Source organism: Alteribacillus sp. HJP-4, assembly GCF_042139015.1.
In the GTDB taxonomy this organism is placed as follows: domain Bacteria; phylum Bacillota; class Bacilli; order Bacillales; family Marinococcaceae; genus JBHIKY01.
Genome location: NZ_JBHIKY010000020.1, coordinates 26,944 through 47,873 on the forward strand (window position 1 = coordinate 26,944; position 20,930 = coordinate 47,873).

14 protein-coding genes and 1 pseudogene are annotated in these 20,930 nt (G+C 43.5%); all 15 read right to left on the minus strand.

Annotated elements, in window-relative coordinates:
- Window positions 1-38: 38 nt before the first annotated feature.
- The 15 genes and pseudogenes from ACE4RR_RS16145 to ACE4RR_RS16215 all read right to left on the minus strand — a co-directional run bounded on the left by ACE4RR_RS16145 (window position 39) and on the right by ACE4RR_RS16215 (window position 20,913).
- The gene (locus ACE4RR_RS16145; RefSeq protein ID WP_375536468.1) at window positions 39-278 is read right to left on the minus strand and encodes a hypothetical protein; all 240 of its coding nucleotides are present in this window, start codon (window positions 276-278) and stop codon (window positions 39-41) included.
- Window positions 279-294: 16 nt separating this feature from the next.
- Entirely contained in the window at window positions 295-1,449 is a 1,155-nt protein-coding gene (locus ACE4RR_RS16150) for a Ger(x)C family spore germination protein (RefSeq protein ID WP_375536469.1), read from the minus strand.
- A gap of 13 nt (window positions 1,450-1,462) precedes the next feature.
- Window positions 1,463-2,545, minus strand: a complete 1,083-nt coding sequence (locus ACE4RR_RS16155) for a GerAB/ArcD/ProY family transporter (protein ID WP_375536470.1) — start codon at window positions 2,543-2,545, stop codon at window positions 1,463-1,465.
- 15 nt (window positions 2,546-2,560) lie between these two features.
- A complete protein-coding gene (locus ACE4RR_RS16160) occupies window positions 2,561-4,120 on the minus strand; it encodes a spore germination protein (RefSeq protein ID WP_375536503.1) in 1,560 nt (519 codons plus the stop codon).
- A 207-nt stretch (window positions 4,121-4,327) separates the two neighbouring features.
- Window positions 4,328-4,966, minus strand: coding sequence for a rhamnogalacturonan acetylesterase (locus ACE4RR_RS16165; protein ID WP_375536471.1), 639 nt, complete (start codon window positions 4,964-4,966; stop codon window positions 4,328-4,330).
- Between the two features lie 14 nt (window positions 4,967-4,980).
- Window positions 4,981-5,622 (minus strand): YesL family protein, encoded by a 642-nt coding sequence (locus ACE4RR_RS16170; protein ID WP_375536472.1) that lies wholly within the window; start codon window positions 5,620-5,622, stop codon window positions 4,981-4,983.
- A 13-nt stretch (window positions 5,623-5,635) separates the two neighbouring features.
- Window positions 5,636-8,029, minus strand: a complete 2,394-nt coding sequence (locus tag ACE4RR_RS16175) for a glycosylhydrolase-like jelly roll fold domain-containing protein (RefSeq protein WP_375536473.1) — start codon at window positions 8,027-8,029, stop codon at window positions 5,636-5,638.
- Between the two features lie 4 nt (window positions 8,030-8,033).
- Window positions 8,034-9,326, minus strand: coding sequence for a Gfo/Idh/MocA family oxidoreductase (locus ACE4RR_RS16180; protein WP_375536474.1), 1,293 nt, complete (start codon window positions 9,324-9,326; stop codon window positions 8,034-8,036).
- Between the two features lie 11 nt (window positions 9,327-9,337).
- Window positions 9,338-11,665 (minus strand): helix-turn-helix domain-containing protein, encoded by a 2,328-nt coding sequence (locus ACE4RR_RS16185; RefSeq protein WP_375536475.1) that lies wholly within the window; start codon window positions 11,663-11,665, stop codon window positions 9,338-9,340.
- A gap of 87 nt (window positions 11,666-11,752) precedes the next feature.
- Entirely contained in the window at window positions 11,753-12,628 is an 876-nt protein-coding gene (locus ACE4RR_RS16190; protein WP_375536476.1) for a carbohydrate ABC transporter permease, read from the minus strand.
- A gap of 21 nt (window positions 12,629-12,649) precedes the next feature.
- Window positions 12,650-13,573, minus strand: coding sequence for an ABC transporter permease (locus ACE4RR_RS16195; protein WP_375536504.1), 924 nt, complete (start codon window positions 13,571-13,573; stop codon window positions 12,650-12,652).
- Window positions 13,574-13,711: 138 nt separating this feature from the next.
- The gene (locus ACE4RR_RS16200) at window positions 13,712-15,226 is read right to left on the minus strand and encodes an extracellular solute-binding protein (RefSeq protein WP_375536477.1); all 1,515 of its coding nucleotides are present in this window, start codon (window positions 15,224-15,226) and stop codon (window positions 13,712-13,714) included.
- 179 nt (window positions 15,227-15,405) lie between these two features.
- Window positions 15,406-17,994 (minus strand): annotated as a pseudogene (locus ACE4RR_RS16205) (exo-rhamnogalacturonan lyase family protein).
- A 441-nt stretch (window positions 17,995-18,435) separates the two neighbouring features.
- The gene (locus ACE4RR_RS16210) at window positions 18,436-19,938 is read right to left on the minus strand and encodes an alpha-N-arabinofuranosidase (RefSeq protein ID WP_375536478.1); all 1,503 of its coding nucleotides are present in this window, start codon (window positions 19,936-19,938) and stop codon (window positions 18,436-18,438) included.
- A 192-nt stretch (window positions 19,939-20,130) separates the two neighbouring features.
- On the minus strand, window positions 20,131-20,913 hold the full coding sequence (locus tag ACE4RR_RS16215) for a carbon-nitrogen family hydrolase (RefSeq protein ID WP_375536479.1): 783 nt from the start codon (window positions 20,911-20,913) through the stop codon (window positions 20,131-20,133).
- Between the last annotated feature and the right edge of the window lie 17 nt (window positions 20,914-20,930).

Below are 20,930 nucleotides of genomic sequence, written 5' to 3' on the forward strand. Positions count from 1 at the left end.
AGCCTGTTGAAAGTACCAACAGGCTTCGTTTTTCATGCCTAAATAAGACCGAGTACTTTTATTACTGGTCTCAGGGAATTAGTCACTATCTCTCTGATGCTTATTGATTCTGGAAAAACAATGTAAATAAATGCAAGTGCCCAGCCGATAGTTAATATTGATACGGAAGCTGCTTTTTCTTTTTTTTCATTCTGCTTCATTAAAATCCATTGCAGCAGCGTAATCAGAATGACTAAAATAGTCATCCCCAATACATGAGCACCTTCATAAACATTCATGAATGATCACCTCTTTTTACTCAGTGGGCTTCGGGGCACTACCTCTACCTAACCTGATCACATTGGATTTTATATCAAAAGAAACCTTTACCTCAGGATATATTTCCTCCCAATTATCTTTAGACTTTTTCCAAATTTCAGGGTACTTTCGCCGAAACGCCTCTCCAAACCCTAACACATCAGCTTGAAATTCTGCTTGAACCTTATTAAGTGTTTTTTGAAGTCTTTTCTCCATTCTCTTTTCAAGCATGTTCTCCAGCTTTGTCATTTTGTCCGGATTGTTTAAATCCACACTGCTTTCGTTCTGCAGGACATTTCCATCGGTAATCAGCTTCAATGTAATTTCCCACTGGCCATTTTCGATTTTCGGAATTAATTGGGATTTCCCATTTGTCAGTCTCATAGCTATATATTTTTCTGAGTTTTTTAAAGGGATATTGGCTAGGCTTTCATACACATTTTCCGTAAACCACATCATTCCTCTTGTGACCTGATCCCCGACTGATCCCGTAAATTTCCCCTTCTCAAGAATCGCCGTGCGGTGAAGGTAAGCTATCGTCTGTAATGACTTTTCTTTAATCGGTGGTTTTTCAATATCAATCATAGGTATAGCTGCTGAACTTCCATCCTGTTGAAACATTTCTAATAACTCCAGCAATGTAACATGCATTAACACTTCAGCTTCAGCAAGCTCCTTTAACACTTCTGATGAGCTTCTCTCTATTATAGGAGTTAATTTCATGATATCCTTCGCTGATTCTCTGCTTATGAAAACGTAAGCGCGCATTCTCGGTTCGTGGTGTCTCAGGAAAAAGTCCAATTCATCCCTGATTCCTCCCCTGGCCAGATCTTTGCTTATTACAATTACTTCGGTATGACTCCAGAATACTTCTCTCGATATTTTTTTCTCTAGATTTTCTAACGCATCGGGAATACTCAATCCCGTAGCTGACTGGGTGGTCGTCTGCTGCTCTCCTCCGCTTCCACGCGCTTCAGATGAGCTTGCGTTCGGGATGGATTGCTCTATTGTAATTTCTAATTTTTCATCATCTGTTTTATCAAATGCCACTCCTGTAATTAAAGAAACATCGTTTATTTCCTCACGGTCCCAGCACCCGCTAAGTAATAAAAAGGCAGATGAAGTAATGAATATCAGTTGTATATATTTCATCATTCTCCCCCTGTTACCTTTTCAGTATTTTGCGTATCCACGCCAACAGAAGTAAAATTACAGGTATTACTAATCCGTAAACTGTAGTATCGATAAAAGCTTCTTCAAAATGCTCGCTCGCTTCTGTAGAGTTTGAGAACGAGGTAACCGCAAAGATACCGATTATCAGACCCATCGGCAGAATGATCGGACGGAAATCTTTCAAATTCAACCATTGGGCCGTTCCAAGGACGCACACATAATAAAAAACTCCTATTTTCAAAAACGTCCCCAAAATCCAAACTGCCATTACGATCGATTCCAAATGAGAAATAAATTCTGCGATGCTGATGTATCTTGCTGCCGTCATAAGAGGCGCATTAATGCTTTCGGTTACATCGCCAAAAACAAGCAGTACTGCCAGACTAGTAAAAACCATCGTCACTGTAACGGCACTTAAAGAAAGCATTCCCCATCTCCAAACTTTCTTTTGGTCAGCGATATAAGGGAGAAGAAAGCAGATAAGGCCATATTCTGCAAACCATGTCTGCAGCCTCCAGGCTCCATCAATTGAAGGCTGCACCCCCTCTTCCCATAACGGAAGCATTCTTTTAAATTCCATTTCCGGAATGAGAAGCAGAACAATTAAAAATAACAGAAGAATAAATATAGGTACAATAATGTTTGAGAGCCTTCCTAATACTTCAATCCCTCCAAAAATGGCAAATGCACATGCCATTAACATACTTCCTATTATTACTACTAACGGCGTTCTATTTAAGAAATCACTGACCACATATTCGCCGTACTGCCATGTCATGATACCGGTCGATGTGATATATAAGAACATAGTAAAAAAACTTATGATTTTACCAATAAATGTACCGAGGATCCGCTCACTATATTCAATGATCGTTAGACCCGGATACCATTTATGGAGAAGAATGGCTGCGATAATAGCCAAAAACCCTACTACTGCAGCCCATATTGGAGAAATCCACAGGTCTCTTCCAGCAATACTCACAATAGCACTCTGTACAAACAAGATACCTGTGGCGACAATTGTCGGATACATCATCAACCCCATCTGAAAAGCGGAAATCTTTCCTTTTTCCAATATTCACCCAGCTCCTTATTCTTCGTTTCCACTCTGCCGAACCGGCTTTTGATGTGCTCCCTGCCTATGTTTGTTAAAGTCCCCGGTAAAATGAGGACGAGTATCGAGCTTCCAGAGTGGTGCCCGCACGAAAACATCCTTTAATTCCTGCTTGTTTGCCGGAGCAGCAGGAGAAAGGTAAGGAACCCCAAACGTACGCATTGAGCATAAATGAACGAGAATAAAGATAATTCCTATCATAATTCCAACCAGTCCAAGAGTACCTGCCAATAAAATCATTGGAAATCGCAGCATTCTTAAAGTGATAGCAACGTTATAACGAGGTATAGAAAAGGAGGCGATTCCGGTGAATGCAACCACCATTACCATTGATGTAGAAACAAGCCCGGCCTGTACTGCTGTCTCTCCAATAACTAATGCCCCTACAATACTTACGGCAGCCCCAATTTGTTTCGGAAGTCTCAGCCCAGCTTCTCTAAGTGCCTCAAAGGTTACTTCCATTAAAAACGCTTCCATCAGTGCTGGGAAAGGCACCATTTCCCGTGATGCAGCTATACTTAACAGCAGAGGCGTAGGGAGCATCTCCTGGTGAAAGGTTAAAATGGCAACGTACAGCGACGGGAGAAGCAAGGATACCATGAATAGAAATATTCTCAGCCAGCGAATCGCTGTGGCGATCATGAAATGCTGATAATAATCTTCACCCGACTGTAACAATGAAAAAAGTGTAGCCGGCAGCACTAAGGCAAAAGGCGTGCCGTCCACCAGCACAGTGGCACGTCCTTCTAACAAGCCGGAAATACAAACATCCGGCCGTTCTGTTACAAGCATTTGCGGAAAGGGGGATAACGGGTTGTCCTGTATCAGCTCTTCGACATATGAGGTTTCAAGTATCCCATCGATTTCAATACCTTCAATTCTTTTACCTACTTCTTCAATTAAAGTCTTGTCCGTTAGTCCCTCTATATAAGCGACTATCACGGATGTCCGTGTATAGCTCCCGACATTAAATTGTTTAATCTTCAAATCTGGACTCCGTATTTTGCGGCGGAGCATCGAGATATTAACGGCAAGCGTCTCTGTAAATCCCTCTCTTGGGCCGCGCACTACCGATTCAGCTGTCGGTTCTTCGACAGATCTCATTTCCCATTTAGTTAGACCAAAGGAAAATCCCTGCTTTTCTCCATCCACCAGCAGAATACAATGACCGATAGACAATAGGTGGACACATTCATTAAACGTGGTGACTCTTTTCTTTTTTGAAACATATAAGTGTTCATCCATCCAATCCATTATCGGAATCTTCTTGTCATACTCATGCTTTGTGAGAGGGATCAATACATGATCATCTATTTCTTCTGTATGTACCAGCCCTTCAATATAAATTAACTGTGCCTTAACGTGTTCATGCAAGAAAAAGGAATGAAAAATAACATCCGGGCAATCCTTATACAAAGATGAAAGATTATGACTATTATCGATTAAATCGTAATAAAGCTCCTTTGGCTCTTCTAAGGACCTTCCTGATTTTTGCCTCTGTCTTCTTTTTTTATATAGTCGTGAGAACATGGACATGTCCCTCATTTGCTGAAATGTCACCCGAAAGGTTGTATTGGTAGCTTTACCTATTTCTTATTTTAGATACAACTTTTCACACAAAGAAAAACTCTGCCTGCCGACAAGTCCAGAAGGCAAACCCTTAGCTGATTCGTTCTTAATTAATATTAAATATATTTTAAGCAAGAAAGAACCCACTGAGATCATTAGTCCCAGCAGGCAGCATCAAATTTCATTTTTAAAATATTTCAGGCCATCTGCCACTAAAGCCGCGATCTGTTCTGCGCCTTTCTCAGTAAAGTGTGTACAGTCAGTTCCGTCCACCGATTTCATAAACAATTTCAGAGTTTGATCATATCCAATGCTTGAGTAATGGGCTATACTTTTCGCCATTAAATCTATAAGGGGCACATTCAATTCTTCCGCTGTTTCCTTCATAGCATTGCAATAGTCCCCGAAGTCAACGAGAAATTCACCTCCGACATAATGCATTCTTCCGACCGGTGTTATCAGCACAGGAACAGCCCCCGCCGATTTTGCGTCTTTTACGTATTTCGTTAAATAGGTTTGATACTCCTCATACGGCTCAGTATAACGCTCCGGCTTTGCTTTTGTGGAATCATTATATCCCATTTGAATTAATATAAGGTCACGGTGGCGGACTTCCTTTAAAAGTGCATCCCATCTTCCTTCCTCAATAAAGGTTTTCGAGCTTCGTCCTCCAATTGCCCGGTTACAAACACAGTAATCCTCTTCAAGAAAATTACCCAGAAACTCTCCCCACCCTGCCTGCGGTTTTTCTGTGGTGGAATAAGCCTGTACGGTCGAGTCCCCAGCTAAATAGATTCGTTTATCGGCTTCCAATATTACTTCACCTTCTATACGGCATGCTCTGCCATGATTTTTTGCTGACGGTCATCGATTTTGATAAATGTTCTGTAAGAAATCCACATCATAATAAAGGCCGTGAGACTTGCCCCGAAGAAGAGAATAAGAACGGGCAGAGTGAAAAACAAATGATACAGGGTAAAAAAAGCGGCAATAATATAAATAGATCGTAAGGGGTGGTAAAGCGCAATTAATAATGCATTTTTGAAATACCGAAAAAACGAAGTCTCATAATGAACAAACACAGGAAAAATATAGAGAAGCATAAGGCCATATAGGAAAGCTGTCACAAATAGAACATAGCGGTATAAAAGATTCAGCCACTCATTATCTACTACAAAATAGTTCAGATTCGTATAAATGGCAGCCCCAAACGCGAACAGCACCCAAATGAGAGCATTGGCACGCAGAAACTGCTGACAGTACGCTCTCCAAAATTCACGAAAAACCGCCATATCAGTCCTTCCCATGGCCCATTTACGAAACACCGTAAACATGGCCATTGTGCTCGGCCCGACACCGAATAGCAGGAGACCCGCAGCTGAAAACAGCACCCACAGCACATTTATATATATTAAAAATAACACTATTTCTCCTGCCTGATAAAATCCGCTCAGCCAACCGCTGTTCATCATTTCTCCTCCTCTATTTATAATAATGAATGTCCAATCGCACGGGCCCGATCAATCCTGATTGAAGCCCGGCGTGATCCTTTTCGTTTGCTGAGCTGTTCGTCACCTTGATTCGAAAGTGATTTACTCCTTGTTGCAATACATTTTCACGAATCCAAATCCGATAGGGCGCCCACATTCTCAATCCTGCGTTCTTACCGTTTACAAATACTTCTGCAATATCACCTATTACTCCAAGCTCTAGCTCGGCGGAGGTGATATTACTTACCTCCTCAAGCTCAATGCTTTGCTCATATGTCATGGTTCCTGAAAAGTGGTCGTACCCGCTCCATTCGGTCCAGCTTCTAAGTGGCTGCAAATTTTTAGTGCCATCCGGAAGCTGAATGTGCCAGGAGTCATTAAAATGGATGGAGTCTATCTGCAGGTTCTGTGACTCCAGCTCTTCACCAGTAATCTCGCCACCTGGTTCCACCGCAAAAATGACTGACTCTCTCCTCTGAAGCCTCAGCGGAGCAGGCTCTGTGCGAACCTCAGCTGCTTTCCCGCTCCAGGCATCCCACTGTTCGATCCTTCCAGGAGTTTTTCCAAATTCCACCTTCCCCTGATAAGCTTCTTCCCCTTCATTCACCATAAGATAAAACGTACAGCCGTCCTTTACTACACTGCTCAGACGAATGGACCGCGATGCGGGGATAATGCTGAGCTTTTTCTCTGCTCGTTCTATAAAGCGCCCCAGCTGCTCCATCAAAATGACGCTTCCACCTTGAGCAGTAAATTCATCTAGAATCTCAATCGTCCTCATATCAAACATAGCTTTATCTTCAACGAGAATAACTGAATACTTCTGCTTCTGTATTGAAATCGATTTTTCTTTCCAGCTGCTTTCATGTAGAAGACTCTCTTCCAGATAGTTAAATTCAATCTGATTTTCATACAAAGGTTTGGTCACTTTCCATGGCAAAAAATCTTCCCTGCATAGGACCGCAATCTTTGTTTGGTTGATGCTGTCTGTCATCAGCCAGCTCAACCGTTTCATATAAGTGGAAAAGTGATGATAATACGGCCACCACGTATTATTGGGCCCGACATCCGGCGGCCTTTCGTGGCTTCTGATGCTTCCTTTGACAGAATAATAAAAAGCATGGGGGCAGAAGAGGTTTATGCCCCGCACGGCGAGCCAGTCAATATACCATTTTTTGTCCCCCGGACTGAGCGCCCATCCGCTCTCTTTGCCGCAAACCCCTAAAAACTCATTCATGTTCCTGCGCCTTCCGCGGTGACGTGCTGCATCCGAGGAGCACTTTCCGGCCGTAGAATGCTCTCCTTCTAATGCTTTTCCTTCTTCAGGCGCCACCCACCGCCATACGACATCCTGGCCGGGAATATGAAAATTCGCCAGCATGCCGATCTCATCACTTGCTGCTGGATGACCAGTCAGTGCAATTCCATGTGCAGCACACCACTTACTTATCGGCTGGTAGTAGGAAAGACGCAGCTTGTCATTGACGGCTTTATTAAATTCGCTTCGAACATAATCTGCTTTGTTTTCGGCATGAAACCAAAGGTAGGGCAGATCACTTTCTTTGTTTCCTTGTTTCTTATACCAGCCGAGAAATCCGCTTGTCCACGGTTTTAGATCCGGCCGTGCGTTTCTGCCAAGAATGTCAGGCTCATCTGTAAATACAGCGATAATTGTGTTTCCAAAGTATTGCTTCAGTTCAGAATAATAGCGTTCATGCGTCAACTCAATAAACTTATTCACAGCGTCAGGATTTAATAAATCAGCAGAGGCAGGAGCGTGCTCTTCCCCATCATCCTCCCCTTCGTGGATTCCTCTTATCGTCCCCTCCGTATAAGTCTCAACGAACAAGAGGATGGACCATTCCCTATCATCAGCGGGAGTAAAAGTAATCTTATCATCTTGGAGGCTGAGAAGTATTCCTGTCTCAGGCTCCACAGAAGTAGAGGTCTCTTTGCAGACAGCCTGAGCCGAGATTAAATTTTCATGTTCCGGAAAAGACAAATTAACTTCCTGATATTCAGCACAAGGATATTCCAGCATTTTCAGGCCGCGGCTGGCATATGACCTGTCCGCTTTCACCACCTGTCCTGACGCAGACCCGGATGGATACATTCCTTCATCGTACAGAAATACCTGCATTCCTAACGAAGCAGCTTCCGCAACAGCAGTCCTGACAAATTTCATAAATGCGTTCGACAGATACTCTATGCTTTCCGGCATCCCAATTCTTGGGTGCAGAACAAAGCCATTTACACCTTTTTCATAAAAATCATGAATCTGGCGGCAGAGCTCTTTCTCAGATAAATCATCATTCCAAAACCAAAAAGGGACGGGTGTGTACTCGTCAGAAGGGTGCAGGAATTGCTTCTTCAACTGGCTCAGCATAAGATCACGCCTTTTTCCATTGAATAAGCGAGTCAATCTTGACTGCCTCACCTGTCTTCAAAGAGTGATTTCCGGCAATCCCGGTTAATATCGACATCGCACCATCAATATGGGAAGCGGCCCGGTGGAATTCATCATCGCGCGGTTCTCCGAATAAATCTCTCAATAGCTCAGGGTCTCCCCCGCCGTGGCCCCCTTCTGTTTCAGAAACATCTATTTCATAAGGTGCACCAAACATTGGGAGAATCACAATTGATTTTTCTTCAATCGAGCCTTCTTCTTGTTTATTTCCTCCGGAGTTAATGTAGGATTGCTCGCGGACTTTAACCTCCATTCTTCCTTTACTTCCGTTAAAGCTTACGAGATAGCCCTCCCACGGAAGATAGGCATTAAGTGAATAATTTAAAATAGCTTTATTTTTATATGTCACAAGTACGCCCAGGGTGTCTTCGATACTGATCCCGTCTCCAAATACACTTTGATCACGTTGATAGCCATCCTCAGCTTCTGCATCTAGATACATCGCTTTTAAATGCGGGTTCTCGGCGAGCTGAATGGCAAAAGGGTCACTCTTTGCAGCACCGCTTCCGTGTGCTCTTTGATAAAACCTGGTCACTCCGCGCTCTTCTGCATTTTCCTTCCCGTAAAACCGGAGCCCACCTGCTGCATAAACGGTTTCCGGAAAGGTGCCAAGCCAAAAATTCACAAGATCAAAGTGATGGGTTGATTTATGGACGAGCAGCCCTCCGCTGTTTCGTTTGTCGCGGTGCCATCTTCGGAAATAATCAGCACCGTGCTGAGTATCGAGCGCCCATTCGAAATTGACGGAATACACTTCTCCTAGTACGCCGCTTTTAATAATTTCTCTTATCTTTGTATTATGCGGAGCGTACCGGTAATTAAATGTCACCCGGACATTTCTGCCTGTCCGATCAATTGCATCCATGATCTGCCGGCATTTTTCTTCATCCACTGTCATTGGCTTTTCTGTAATGACATCACAGCCCAGCTCCAGCGCTTTAATAATATACGTATGATGCGTCCGGTCGACCGTGGTCACAATAACCACGTCAGGCTGTTCAGATTGTATCATCGATTCAAATTGCTCTGCCCGGTACACAGCAACAGCTTCATGTTCATATTTCGTCTGCAGCAGCTCGTTCGCATAGCCCATTCTTGTTTCATTACTGTCACAAAAAGCAATAAGCTTCGAAGAGTCTTTAAAATCAGCTGCAAGGGCTCCATAAAAGAATTCGGCTCTTCCTCCGGTTCCAACTAAAGCGTATGTTTTTTTCATTTTATCCACTCCTATGCTCCCGATTTCATTTTTCTGTATTGACCTGGTGTCACACCGACATGCTTTTTAAAAATACGGTTAAAATAACTATGTCTATACCCTACAGCTTCCGATATTTCGTTTACCTTTAAAGTAGATTGAAGCAATAGCTCCTTTGCTTTATCCATTCGTATCGTAGTAAGATAATCAATAAAATTAATGCCAATGATTTTCTTAAAAGCCTTACTAAGCGTATGCGGAGTTGTCCCTACACTGTCCGCACAGCTGTCCAGTGAGATATCCTCCATGAAATTCTGCTGGATATCTTCAATGACTTCCTCTACGAGCCTTTTCATTTCTATATCCATCCGCCCCTGCAGAATTTCCACGTAGGGGGAGATTACTTCATCGACAATCCAGTTCACCATCTGCTCCGGCTCTCGTATTCTCGTCAATTCATCGAACATATTGCGTCCTTGAAATAAATCTGCAGGCTGGATGCCAGAATGTAAAATTTCATGCTGGATGGTGCCGAATAATTGCAGCATTCCCGAATGAATCGTAATTTCTCTTTTCCCCACCTCCGTCAGTTCATGCAAAAAATCCCTGATCAGCTGTTCTGTTTCAGCTATCCTGCCCCGGCGCACAGCTTGAATGATTTCCTTTTCAATATCGAAGGGGTATGAAACCTTGTAGCTGTCTGTTTCCTTATTCATTTCCTGCATATCAATTATTTGGTTTTGATTCTCAAAGTTACGGAATCGTTTTCCCTGGCTTACTTCTTCAAACAAATGAGGAATACGTTTCACCTGCTTCACCGTCTCACTCAGAGTGACTGTAACCTTCAAATGCAGAGATTCATTTACTCGAGTCGTAATCTCTTGTGCACATTGGTACAATTCGTTTTTTATTTTAGATACATCAGGAGTCACAATAAGCATCCCAATCGATAAATCGTGGTAATTTACCATCGTATATTGATTAAAATACTTTCCCGCTATGTCTTCGATAATATTAGCCATTGCAAATGTGACCAGGCTTTCATCATTAGAAGATACAACAGCCGATTTAAAATCACCGGTTGATTGGATGTCCATGATAAAAAATTCATGTTTATTCAGTTTCCACGAATAGCTTTCCATACGAGCGCGCAATTCCTCTTCGCTGTAATCGTAAAGGTAACCTCTCGTCAACTGCTGAAGAAAGCTTTGTTTTAGCAGTGGTATCTGTGCTGCTAACCGCTTCTGCAAGCTTTCACTTTCATTGGACAGCTTCGTCCAGCTGTCTTCAATCGCTTCAAACTCATCTCTTTTCTCATCCATCCACTCGTCTTTTTCATCGCCGGCAAGAACGTTCATCAGCTTGCGGACGGGGCGGTAGATCCGGCTGGAGGCAAACCACGTCATTAAAAAGGCGATTATTAGAACAGACAGGCTGATAATCAAAATTAAATTAGATATAAATACAATCGGCGAAGTAATGGAAGAAATGGGCGCGGCGGAAACGTAACGCCATTCGGAGTTAATTCGGTTTAAGTTGCCGGAGGAAACCGAGTATGTGTCACCGTCCCAATCCATGGTAAACGACTCGTCCGGCTCCGAATGAGAAAGCACTTCCTCCTTTACCGCACTGACAAAACCATGATCATCTGCATTATTCCGCGAAACGAGTAATTCTTCTTCATCGTTCATCATAAAGGTAGCACCTTGATCATATGGCGTCAGTGTCTGCAGAAGCTGACCAAAACTCTGCTGATCAATCGTTACTAAAATCGTTCCGAATGGATCCCGGCTGACCCCTGGAATGTTGTGGGTCAGCGTCAAAGCCTCGCCTCCATTGCTCAGGCTCGTATTGAAAATACTCCAGTTTACCTGTTCTCCGTCCGTTAACACAGAACGGTAAGTAGAATAATCATTTTGATCGGTCACACGGTGGTAATGAGGATTAAATAATACCGGTTCCTCCGCATCTACAAATAAAAATACTTCATCGATCAGTGGATGGCTCCCCTTTAACACGAGCAGTGTCTGAACGATATCACGCGTTTCCTGGAAGTTTTCAACATAATCCAGATTCACGAGAGAATCATTAAAACGTGGTTCAAATGCCCAGTGAGATAAGGAAATTTCTAAATAATTAAATTGATCGTCAATATTCTCTGCCCGCTGATCGATCTGATTTTCATGAATTTCCCTCAGCCCTTCTTCCACCTTTACAACACCGAACCCGTAGAAGCCGATGCCAAAGATAATACCTGGAATCGAGGTAATAAGTAAGATTAAAATAAAGCTTTTGCGAAAATAGTTACTTTTCCAGTCTGGCCCCGTTTTTTGCTGTGGTTTTCTGCGAAGTCTGATCATTATTTATCCCACCCTTACTTAAGCGAGTCGATTATCTCCATCCTTTCTTTCATTTTAATGTAAACCCTTTCATAAAACACCCTTTTCTTAGCCTTTCACCGATCCAAGCATGACACCCTTTGCGAAATGTTTTTGCAAAAATGGATAAAATATCAAAATTGGTACAGTAGCAACCACAATTACCGCTAATTTCAAGGATTCCTCCGGCGGATCTGCGAGCATGGCATCCATCTCCCCAAAATCAACATTCGCAATCATCATCAACTGCTGAAGCAATAATTGAACGGGCCATTTCGAACTATCGCTGATATAGAGAAGCGCATTAAAAAAGTCATTCCAGTAAAACACGGCATAAAACAGTGCAAATGTGGCTATCACCGGCTTTGACAACGGCAGTACAATCCTCCAGAATATTCCGATCTCAGTACAGCCGTCGATTTTCGCTGCTTCCTCAAGCTCCTCCGGCAGATGTTGAAAAAATGTCTTTACGATGATTAGATAAAATGGATTAATAGCCATTGGAAGGATCAGCGCCCACAGAGAGTCCAGGAGGCCGAGGCTTCTCACTACAATATAAGTGGGAATCATGCCACCCGTAAATACCATCGAAAAAATAATAAGATTTAAAAACACATTTCTGCCGAGCAGCTTTTTGCGTGATAACGGATATGCCATCGTAAGAGTCAATGCCAGGCTGACAAGCGTTCCTGCCACCGTGACAAATACGGAAACTCCGATGCTTCTAATAAAAGTGCTAGTGGAGAAAATGTAGCTGTATGCATCAAGAGAGAATGTTTCCGGAATGAGAAAAAAAGCCCTTCTCGAAAGCTCTGCTTCCGTTGCAAACGATCCGGCCACAACATACACAAATGGCAGAAAGGTGACGAGCGCTATCACCACCAACAGCACGTGATTAAACACGTCAAATACTCTGCCGGCCGGTGTATTATGCATTTTGTTCATCGATTCGCACTCCTTTCTCCATCAGAATAATCCATCCTGGCCCATTTTCTTTGCAAAATAGTTCGCTCCGTAAATTAAAATGATTCCAACAATGGCTTTAAACAAGCCGACAGCGGTACTGTAGCTGAAGGCGCCCTGGGTTATCCCCATAAAATACACATACGTATCAAATACATCAGCGACTTCTCTGTTCAGAGAATTTGTCATGAGATAAATCTGCTGAAATCCCTGATCCAGAAAATTACCTAAACGAAGAATTAAAAGAATAACGATCGTGCTTCTTAATGCAGGCAGCGTTACATGCCACATTCTACGAAACCGTCCGGCTCCATCAACAATTGCCGCTTCATACTGCTCTGAGCTGACATTGGCAAGCGCGGCAAGAAAAATAACTGTCCCCCAGCCAACCTCCTTCCAAATGACCTGACCGATAATCATCGGCCTGAACCAATCCGGATGAGAAAGAAAGGAGATCGTCTCACCGGTGAAATACGAAACAATTTCATTTACAATTCCGCCGCTCGTTGTTAAAAACACGTACGTGATACTCGCAATAATAACCCACGACATAAAGTGCGGAATGTAGACAAGCGTTTGTATCGTTCGTTTAAAATAAGTCATTCGAATTTCATTGATTAACAGCGCCAAGATAATCGGCACCGGAAAAAAGAAAATAATATCATAAACAGCTAATATTAACGTGTTGCGAAGCAGTCTTATAAAATCTGGGTTGTTGAAGAAATTCTGAAAATGCTGAAATCCCACCCATTCACTCTGCCAGAAACCTAAAAAAGGCGAGTAGTTTTGAAAGGCCATTAGTACGCCCCACATCGGCAGATATTTGAAAATTGCAAAGTATAAGAGACCGGGGATCAGTAAAACATAGAGCCATTTGTCTCTTTTAAGCTTTTGAACTGCCGTTAAATCTTTATTCTTTGCCGGCATTTTATATTTACGCTCAACTTCCGCATTTTCCACGTGATTGCTTCCACTCCTTTCTTTTGGGAGCGTCCCAAAGAGTTTAATTGATGCACCCTCTGGGACTGTCCCCTTTCTGTTGTACTGCGGTTATCGGCGCTTTATTTAGTTTTGGCTTTCTTTATATAGAGTGTTGATTTCTTCTATATAATCCTGCCCTCCAGAGCTTAGCCACAGATCTTCTGCTTCTTCGAGCCCATTTTCGTCAATTTGACCGACAATATATTTAATACGGGCATCAGCAATAATATCGTCGAGCTGCTGACCTCTAGTTGCATATACTTCAGAAATTAAAGGCTCGGCAGGGTTTGCCACCACAATGTCTTCGTTCGCTTCCATCACGTCCTGCCCTTTTTTAAGGATTTCTGTTTCCGGCTCAACAAGGAAACGATCCTCCGGAATAAACGTTAGCAGCTGATTTAAATCCTCGTATTCGTATACTTTATTTTGGTCGGTAGTTGGAACATAATCTCCATCTTCTATTTCATAATGCTCGCCTTCTACCCCATTATGAGCAAGAGTCTGTCCTTCCTCGGTTGATAATTGATCCATAAACTCGAGTACTTTATGAAGATCTTCTTCCGTTTCTACACTTGTCTTAGGAATTGCGAACATGCTGTTATAGCCGGTGGTCGGCAGCGTAAATAATCCTTCCGGTCCTTCAACCGCCCCAAAAACGTCAACCGTATCTTCTAATTCTGGATCCGCTGAGATCATGTCATTTTGGTTCCGGTTGGCAGCATCACCGACATCCACGACAACACCTGCTTCTCCAGTAACAAACATTTCATGCCAGTTGGCAGGGTCCATTACTGCAAAATCTTCATTTACCAGTCCGTCCTCATACATTTGATGAAAATAATCAAGTGCTTCTATATACTGCGGGAACATAAAGTGCGGCTCCAACTCCCCATTATCGGTTTCTCCCCATTTATTCGGAACGCCGAACCATGTCTGCATAACATCCCACGGACCTTCATATTCAGAGACAGTCATCCCGAGAGTGTCGTCTTCACCTGTTCCGTTAGGATCATCTTCCTTGAATGCAGTTAATACCTCGTAAAATTCCTCGGTTGTCTCCGGCATGTCCATACCGACATTTTCCAGCCAATCTTTGCGGATAGTTACCGCATTCCGGCCGAGCGGACGGGAGCGATAAAGTCCATAGATCTTCCCTTCAATGGAAATATTGTTTTGAGTTATTTCATTCATCTGGCTCAGGTTTTCATAGTCTTCTATATACTCCGTCAAATCCCAGAACGCACCATCCTGAACAGCATTGATAAAGCTTGGCGTTTTATCCGCCAGCATAACCTTTGGCATATCCCCGGAAGCAAGGGTAACGTTAAACCGTTCATCCCAGTTACTGCTTGGCACAAAGGTAATGTCCAAATTTGTATTTGTATATTCCTCAAGTGTCTGCCAGGCAGGACTGTTTTCGTCAGGCGGCTCCGGGGTATAGGCTGTGGTCATGACAGAAATATCGTATGCTTCCTCCCCCTCTGTATCGCTTGCTTCAGAGTCCTGGTTTGAGTCTTCGCTGCAGCCTGCTAAAAAAGCACATAAAAAAAGAAATAAAAACGGTAAAGCTAAATTTTTCTTTTTCACTAATCTCCTCACTTCATTTCCTCCCTTTTAATAAATGAGCGGCCTTACCTTTTCCCCATACCATTAGCGCCTCCTTTATAAAGCGGCCGCTTCTCGTTACCAAAAATATAAAGCGCTTACATTTTTCTTGCAATTGTCCATTTTTACCTCAGGGGCATCTTTTCTTAAAACCGTTGGTACAGGCCGTTTATTTAATCAATTCTTGGACTTTTTAGACGAATAACACTTTCTTGCAGCGCTTCTTCCGGCAACAGATCACCAATTAATTCCAGCGCAGTAATTACATTCAGACACCATTGTGAGACCGCATTTGTAGATACCCCCGGCATTTCAAAAAGCTGCTTCCATGTCTTTGTTTCCTGAACTTTTGTATGCAATGGCACAGAGCAGTATTGTTTGTCGAGCAGAAGTTTCCATGCCTGCCTGGCAAGCTGGCTGTCTTGTTGTCGGAAGGCAGCATAAGCTGCTACACCTGCAGCAAACATCGGCCAGCTGAAAAGCTTATCGGAAATTTCACCAGCTGTTAAACTTTTCTTTTCTTCATCGGATAGTAAATAGAAGGTCCCGAATTCTGCGATCATATCCTTCCATTCCTCGTCTTCAAGTAGATCCGCCGCTTCCATCCATACTTGGGGAGCTCCAAATGCTATGACCATGTGATATCCACCAGGAAGCCCGTCTCCCATATGATATAAATGAGAACTTTCCGGATCGTAGCCGAAGTCGGGGCCTGACAACAGCCGGTAACGTGTATTTTTGAGATCATGAAGACCAATCTGAATCTTTTTCTTGTACTGCTCATTTTCAGTCCGTTCCCACTCGGACAGCCAGTTTGATACGAACGCACTCCAGTCCGGCCCCACTCTGACGTGTGTCGGAAACTTATCTTTTTCATGGAACTCCCGGAGTGGATCTAATTCTGCAGCTGCGTAATCCGCATCGCGTACCTCTTTTAACAAATCTCTAGTTCGTTCATCTGTAGTAAGGAAGTAATAATATTTATGGAGTCCGGCCATGCTTATTCTTGCTTCCTTGCAGCCGCAGCCCCAATGAACGACATTATGTCTTGAGCCAAGACCTGCATACTCCCCAAGGTGGTAACGGTCTACTTCACTCGTATGACGTGTCATGGCTTCAGCCATGTTGAAGATATCCTTATTTCCAGAGCGGAGAAATGCAAACCAGAGCCATAAGTTAGGCACGAGCTCTGTATTCTGCCACGCATAGCCGCCCAAATCATAGAACCATTGATGGCGCACACCGTCATAAGTATGCATGACATCGCCATAGTTCCAAAAGCCATACCATTGACGCTGTTTAACTTCCTTTTCGTAAAATAGAAAAGCTTCGTTCAATTGTGCCTCAAGTGTCTGCTTGAACGGAGTTGTCTTATTTGGAATACTCCATAAACCAGCAGCACCGCTTTCATAATAGTATTCGGGTTCACAAACGAGCAGAGTGGTCTGCTGCAGACCTTCAGCGAGAAGTTCGAGCTCGGAAGATGCTGGAGCTTCAATAAACAGGGACAGCAGCACTTCACTAGTATTCGCAATTCCAACAGGAGTGGAGCGCATTTCCGGAAAACCTTCATAGCTGCTTAACACATGAGTTTCTTTACTATAATGACGCAAATCCATCGCTTCTCCATCCGGACTCCAGAACCACAGCTTGACCTTGGCTGCCTGTGAGGTCACCTTATTTACTTCAAGACTTGATGGATGCTTTTTCCAAAAGTTTTTGATGCCGGCGGCGATTCCGCCAAAACTTCCTCCGGCATAAACGAGTCCCTCCGCCTGCTCGCCGTGCAGGCATTCTACCCAGGCACACGAGGGGTCTGTTCTTTTCACTATTTTGTAATGAGAAGCCGCCCCCTGAATTAACTTGTATTCATTCCATACCGCATTTTGCTTTGCGTGTTCGAGCAGCTAACTGGGCATGTCTGCATCAGCAATAGGTATTCCATCGATTTGTTTTTCGTACTGCCCATCTGCTTCTCGGTACGTTCGAGTGTATAGCAGCTGGCCTGCCTCAGAATACAAGCCGTCTTCACAGGCAAAGCGGACATTCCTGTTCCATGCTTCTCCTTCAAGCAGGGCGGTGATTTCCAAACCCAGCCCTTTAATGAAATCTACATCTGGATCACCATCGTAAATGAATGCATGTAAAATGCGAACATCTGCTGATTGAGAATAAAAATAAAGCCTGAGAATATAAGGCAGCCACTCTCTGCCCGCTTCTTTATAGTCACCTTCTATTTTGACTACCGCCCTTACTGGCCCGGATTGCTCTATTTCCATACTCTTTACTATACCTGTGCTTTTTGTCTGCTGAATGGTTACTTTCTCTTCTGTGACATGTTTCTTCTCCCTAAGACATACGAGCCTTGCATTTTTTCCAAGAAGGTTTCCGCGTCTTTTTAACTCACTAATGAAATTCTCTCCATTTTTCCTCAGTGTGCATGTCAATTCTCCCGTGTCGATCGTAATGAATTCGTCGTTTTCCTCTACCTTTATACTGCCAGAGGACAGAGCAGCCGGCGATTTTTCAAGACTGAAGCAGCCATTGAAAGACGGAGGAATAACTGCAGCATGAGCGCTCCATTTTACACTCCCATCCGGCCAGTACGCCATTGGCCAAGTCTGCAGGGAAAGAGCTTTATCTTTTTGAAAAGTGAAACTCAGCGTATCATTCCGGTGCAGCGTTCCTTTTTTCCAGGGTACGCCCCAGGATACCCCGGTGGATCGGGATGGTACAGTTTCATTCAGCCAATGCAGAATCATTTCGCTTCCTCCTTCATCAATAAAAGTGTTTTATAACTATATACGGAGCTGGTATTTCCAGCAATAACACTTTTTTGTCGTCTGGAAAGCATTCGACTCTTGAAAGCAGGAATTGGCTGTGTCCGGCTGGCATTTCTTTCCCTCTTCAGAGAAAAAAGCTGAGACGGGATCCGGTCCATGTAGAGAGCGCTCCCTGTTCAAAAATATACTTGCTTGCACTGATGTCCGCCAAACCGAATAACGGATCTCATGTCCGCATCCAGTGCAGGAGAAGTTCTGTAGGGGGAGGCGATTGTCTGAAGCGAAAAATGAAAGCTTCCGACAATCATTTTTGATCATCGGAAGCGTTATTTGAGATGTACTTTTAGGTTTTTGAAGTAACCCCAGATGACATCCTCAAATGGAAATTTCCGCGGACGTCATTTGAATTATGTGTTTCACTCAAAACGAATGATTTTCATTAATTTTAAGTACAACAACAGCCATAGGAGGAAGCTGCAGCTTTACGATAGTTCCATGTGTAGAAAAGCTGGTAAACTCCTGTGGTTTTACATTTTCCGGGTCTTCAAACGTGTTCCGTTCGTTACGAGTGGAAGCCGTTAGTATTTTTCCGGTAACGTTTAAATTTTCAGTAATCCCCCGCAAATCCACCTCAATATCAGCTCCGTTTCCGGCATCCATATTACAGAGACTGATATGAACAGTTCCATTATTATTTTTAGAGGCGGAAGCATTAATCTGCGGATACTCATCTCCATTTGCATTAAGCATGTTCAGCTTCTGTATATCCAGCGGAAGTTTTTGGGCCTCCTGATGGACCTGATACATATCAAACACATGGTAAGTCGGGGTCAGAATCATTCTTTCCTTATCTGTTAATATCATCGATTGCAAAACGTTAATAGTTTGGGCTATGTTAGCCATATGCACTCGTTTAGCATGATTATTAAAAATATTCAGCGTCACTCCTGCGACCAGCGCGTCCCTGATCGTATTCTGCTGGTATAGAAACCCTGGATTCGTACCCGGCTCCACGTCGAACCACGTACCCCATTCGTCTACAATTAAGCCGACCCTCTCCTCAGGATCGTACTTATCCATGATGGAGCGATGTTTTGTAATGAGTGTATCCATGTAAAGTGCTTTTTTCATAGTGACTGCCCATTCATCCTCTGTGAAATCGGTGGCGGATCCTTTTTCTTCCCAGATATCTCCTGGGATCGTGTAATGATGCAGACTCAATCCATCCATCAGTGGTGCAGCTTCCCTCATTAATACTTCGGTCCATTTGTAATCATCTACGCTGGCACCTCCGGCAATCTTGTACAAATTATTATCCCCGTATTTTTTAACGTATGTCTGGTAGCGCCGGTAAAGATCTGCATAAAATTCCGGCCTCATATTTCCTCCGCAGCCCCAGTTTTCATTACCTACACCAAAATACGTTAATTTCCAGGCTTCGTCTCTCCCATTTCTCCTCCGCCATTCAGCCATGGGAGATTCCCCATTGAATGTCAAATACTCCACCCATTCCGCCATTTCCTGGACAGCACCGCTGCCGACATTACCGCAAATGTACGGCTCCGTTTCAAGCATCTCGCACAGCATCATAAATTCATGGGTTCCAAAATGGTTATTCTCTACAACTCCTCCCCAATGCGTATTCACCATCCGCTTACGCTCTTCCTTAGGCCCAACGCCATCCTTCCAATGATACTCGTCCGCAAAACAGCCTCCCGGCCAGCGGAGAACAGGAATGTTCAGTTTTTTCAGCGCATGGACCACATCATTTCGAATCCCGTTTGTGTTCGGTATGGACGAATCTTCTCCTACCCAGAACCCTTCATATATACAGCGGCCAAGATGTTCAGCAAAGTGTCCGTAAATATGCCTGCTGATCAATGCTTGTTCAACGTCCGTGTTGATTATCACTTTTTGTGCCATTCTCATCCCTCCCGTTTTTTTGTGTGAAAATTTAGACTTTTTACTATGCAAAAGTGCGTACTACTTACTCATAAAATAATTATTAATCAATACTTATACGTACATGTACGCGAGTCAATTGTAAACACTTTCATAATTAGTGTCAAGGTGAAATGAAAAGACCGGCCAAAGTTTTGCCGGCCTCCATTATGTTTAGTTATCCATACCAATCACGCGATGCTTCAACTGTGGAAACGTTTCTCTCACTCTTCCAATTTCTGAGGTATCAATGGCTGTGGTCAAAATAGTTTCTTCCTCTTCGACGGCTTCAAGAATTCTCCCCCACGGGTCAACTACCTGGCTGTGACCGCCCAGCTTAACCCGGTTCGTCGTTCCGGTGCAGTTGCAGGAAATCAGGTAACCCTGATTCTCCAGCGCCCGCGCCACGTTGAATGTATTCCAATGGTCAAGTCTCTGATGGGGCCAGGCCGAGGTCACTAAGAACAGTTCCGCTCCGGCATCTACCTGCGCTCTGTACAGCTCCGGAAAACGGAGGTCGTAGCAGGTTGACATTCCAATCCTTCCAAATGGAGTAGTAACGACAGTTGGTTCATATCCTCTTGTTAAAATTTCTCCTTCTCTTGACCCGTATCGAAACAAATGGATTTTACGATACGTACCAATCAATTCACCGTTCGGGCTGAACATAATGCTGGTATTATAGTAATTACCACCATCCTGTTCGATAAAGCTTCCGGCGAATAAATAGCAGGAAAGCTCTCTTGCCTTACCCGAATAATGGTTTACAAATTCTCCATCTATTGCTTCGGCCTCTTCGATATACCGGTCAAAGGAAAAATATCCGGTCGCCCATACCTCTGGAAGAATGATCATATCCCTATCTTTTAAGCCGCTTAATAAGTTATCGACTCTGCTTATTCTTTCAGCCCTTGACTCTTCATTTTTAATTTCCAGCTGAATGACGGAAAGCTTCATTTTACCCTCTCCTCTAA

Excerpts from the sequence above, each read along its gene's own strand:
- ACE4RR_RS16145 (WP_375536468.1), bottom strand. The coding sequence starts at position 278 with ATGAATGTTTATGAAGGTGCTCATGTATTGGGGATGACTATTTTAGTC.
- ACE4RR_RS16150 (WP_375536469.1), bottom strand. The coding sequence starts at position 1,449 with ATGAAATATATACAACTGATATTCATTACTTCATCTGCCTTTTTATTA.
- ACE4RR_RS16160 (WP_375536503.1), bottom strand. The coding sequence starts at position 4,120 with ATGTCCATGTTCTCACGACTATATAAAAAAAGAAGACAGAGGCAAAAA.
- ACE4RR_RS16170 (WP_375536472.1), bottom strand. The coding sequence starts at position 5,622 with ATGAACAGCGGTTGGCTGAGCGGATTTTATCAGGCAGGAGAAATAGTG.
- ACE4RR_RS16175 (WP_375536473.1), bottom strand. The coding sequence starts at position 8,029 with ATGCTGAGCCAGTTGAAGAAGCAATTCCTGCACCCTTCTGACGAGTAC.
- ACE4RR_RS16180 (WP_375536474.1), bottom strand. The coding sequence starts at position 9,326 with ATGAAAAAAACATACGCTTTAGTTGGAACCGGAGGAAGAGCCGAATTC.
- ACE4RR_RS16185 (WP_375536475.1), bottom strand. The coding sequence starts at position 11,665 with ATGATCAGACTTCGCAGAAAACCACAGCAAAAAACGGGGCCAGACTGG.
- ACE4RR_RS16190 (WP_375536476.1), bottom strand. The coding sequence starts at position 12,628 with ATGAACAAAATGCATAATACACCGGCCGGCAGAGTATTTGACGTGTTT.
- ACE4RR_RS16195 (WP_375536504.1), bottom strand. The coding sequence starts at position 13,573 with ATGCCGGCAAAGAATAAAGATTTAACGGCAGTTCAAAAGCTTAAAAGA.
- ACE4RR_RS16210 (WP_375536478.1), bottom strand. The coding sequence starts at position 19,938 with ATGGCACAAAAAGTGATAATCAACACGGACGTTGAACAAGCATTGATC.
- ACE4RR_RS16215 (WP_375536479.1), bottom strand. The coding sequence starts at position 20,913 with ATGAAGCTTTCCGTCATTCAGCTGGAAATTAAAAATGAAGAGTCAAGG.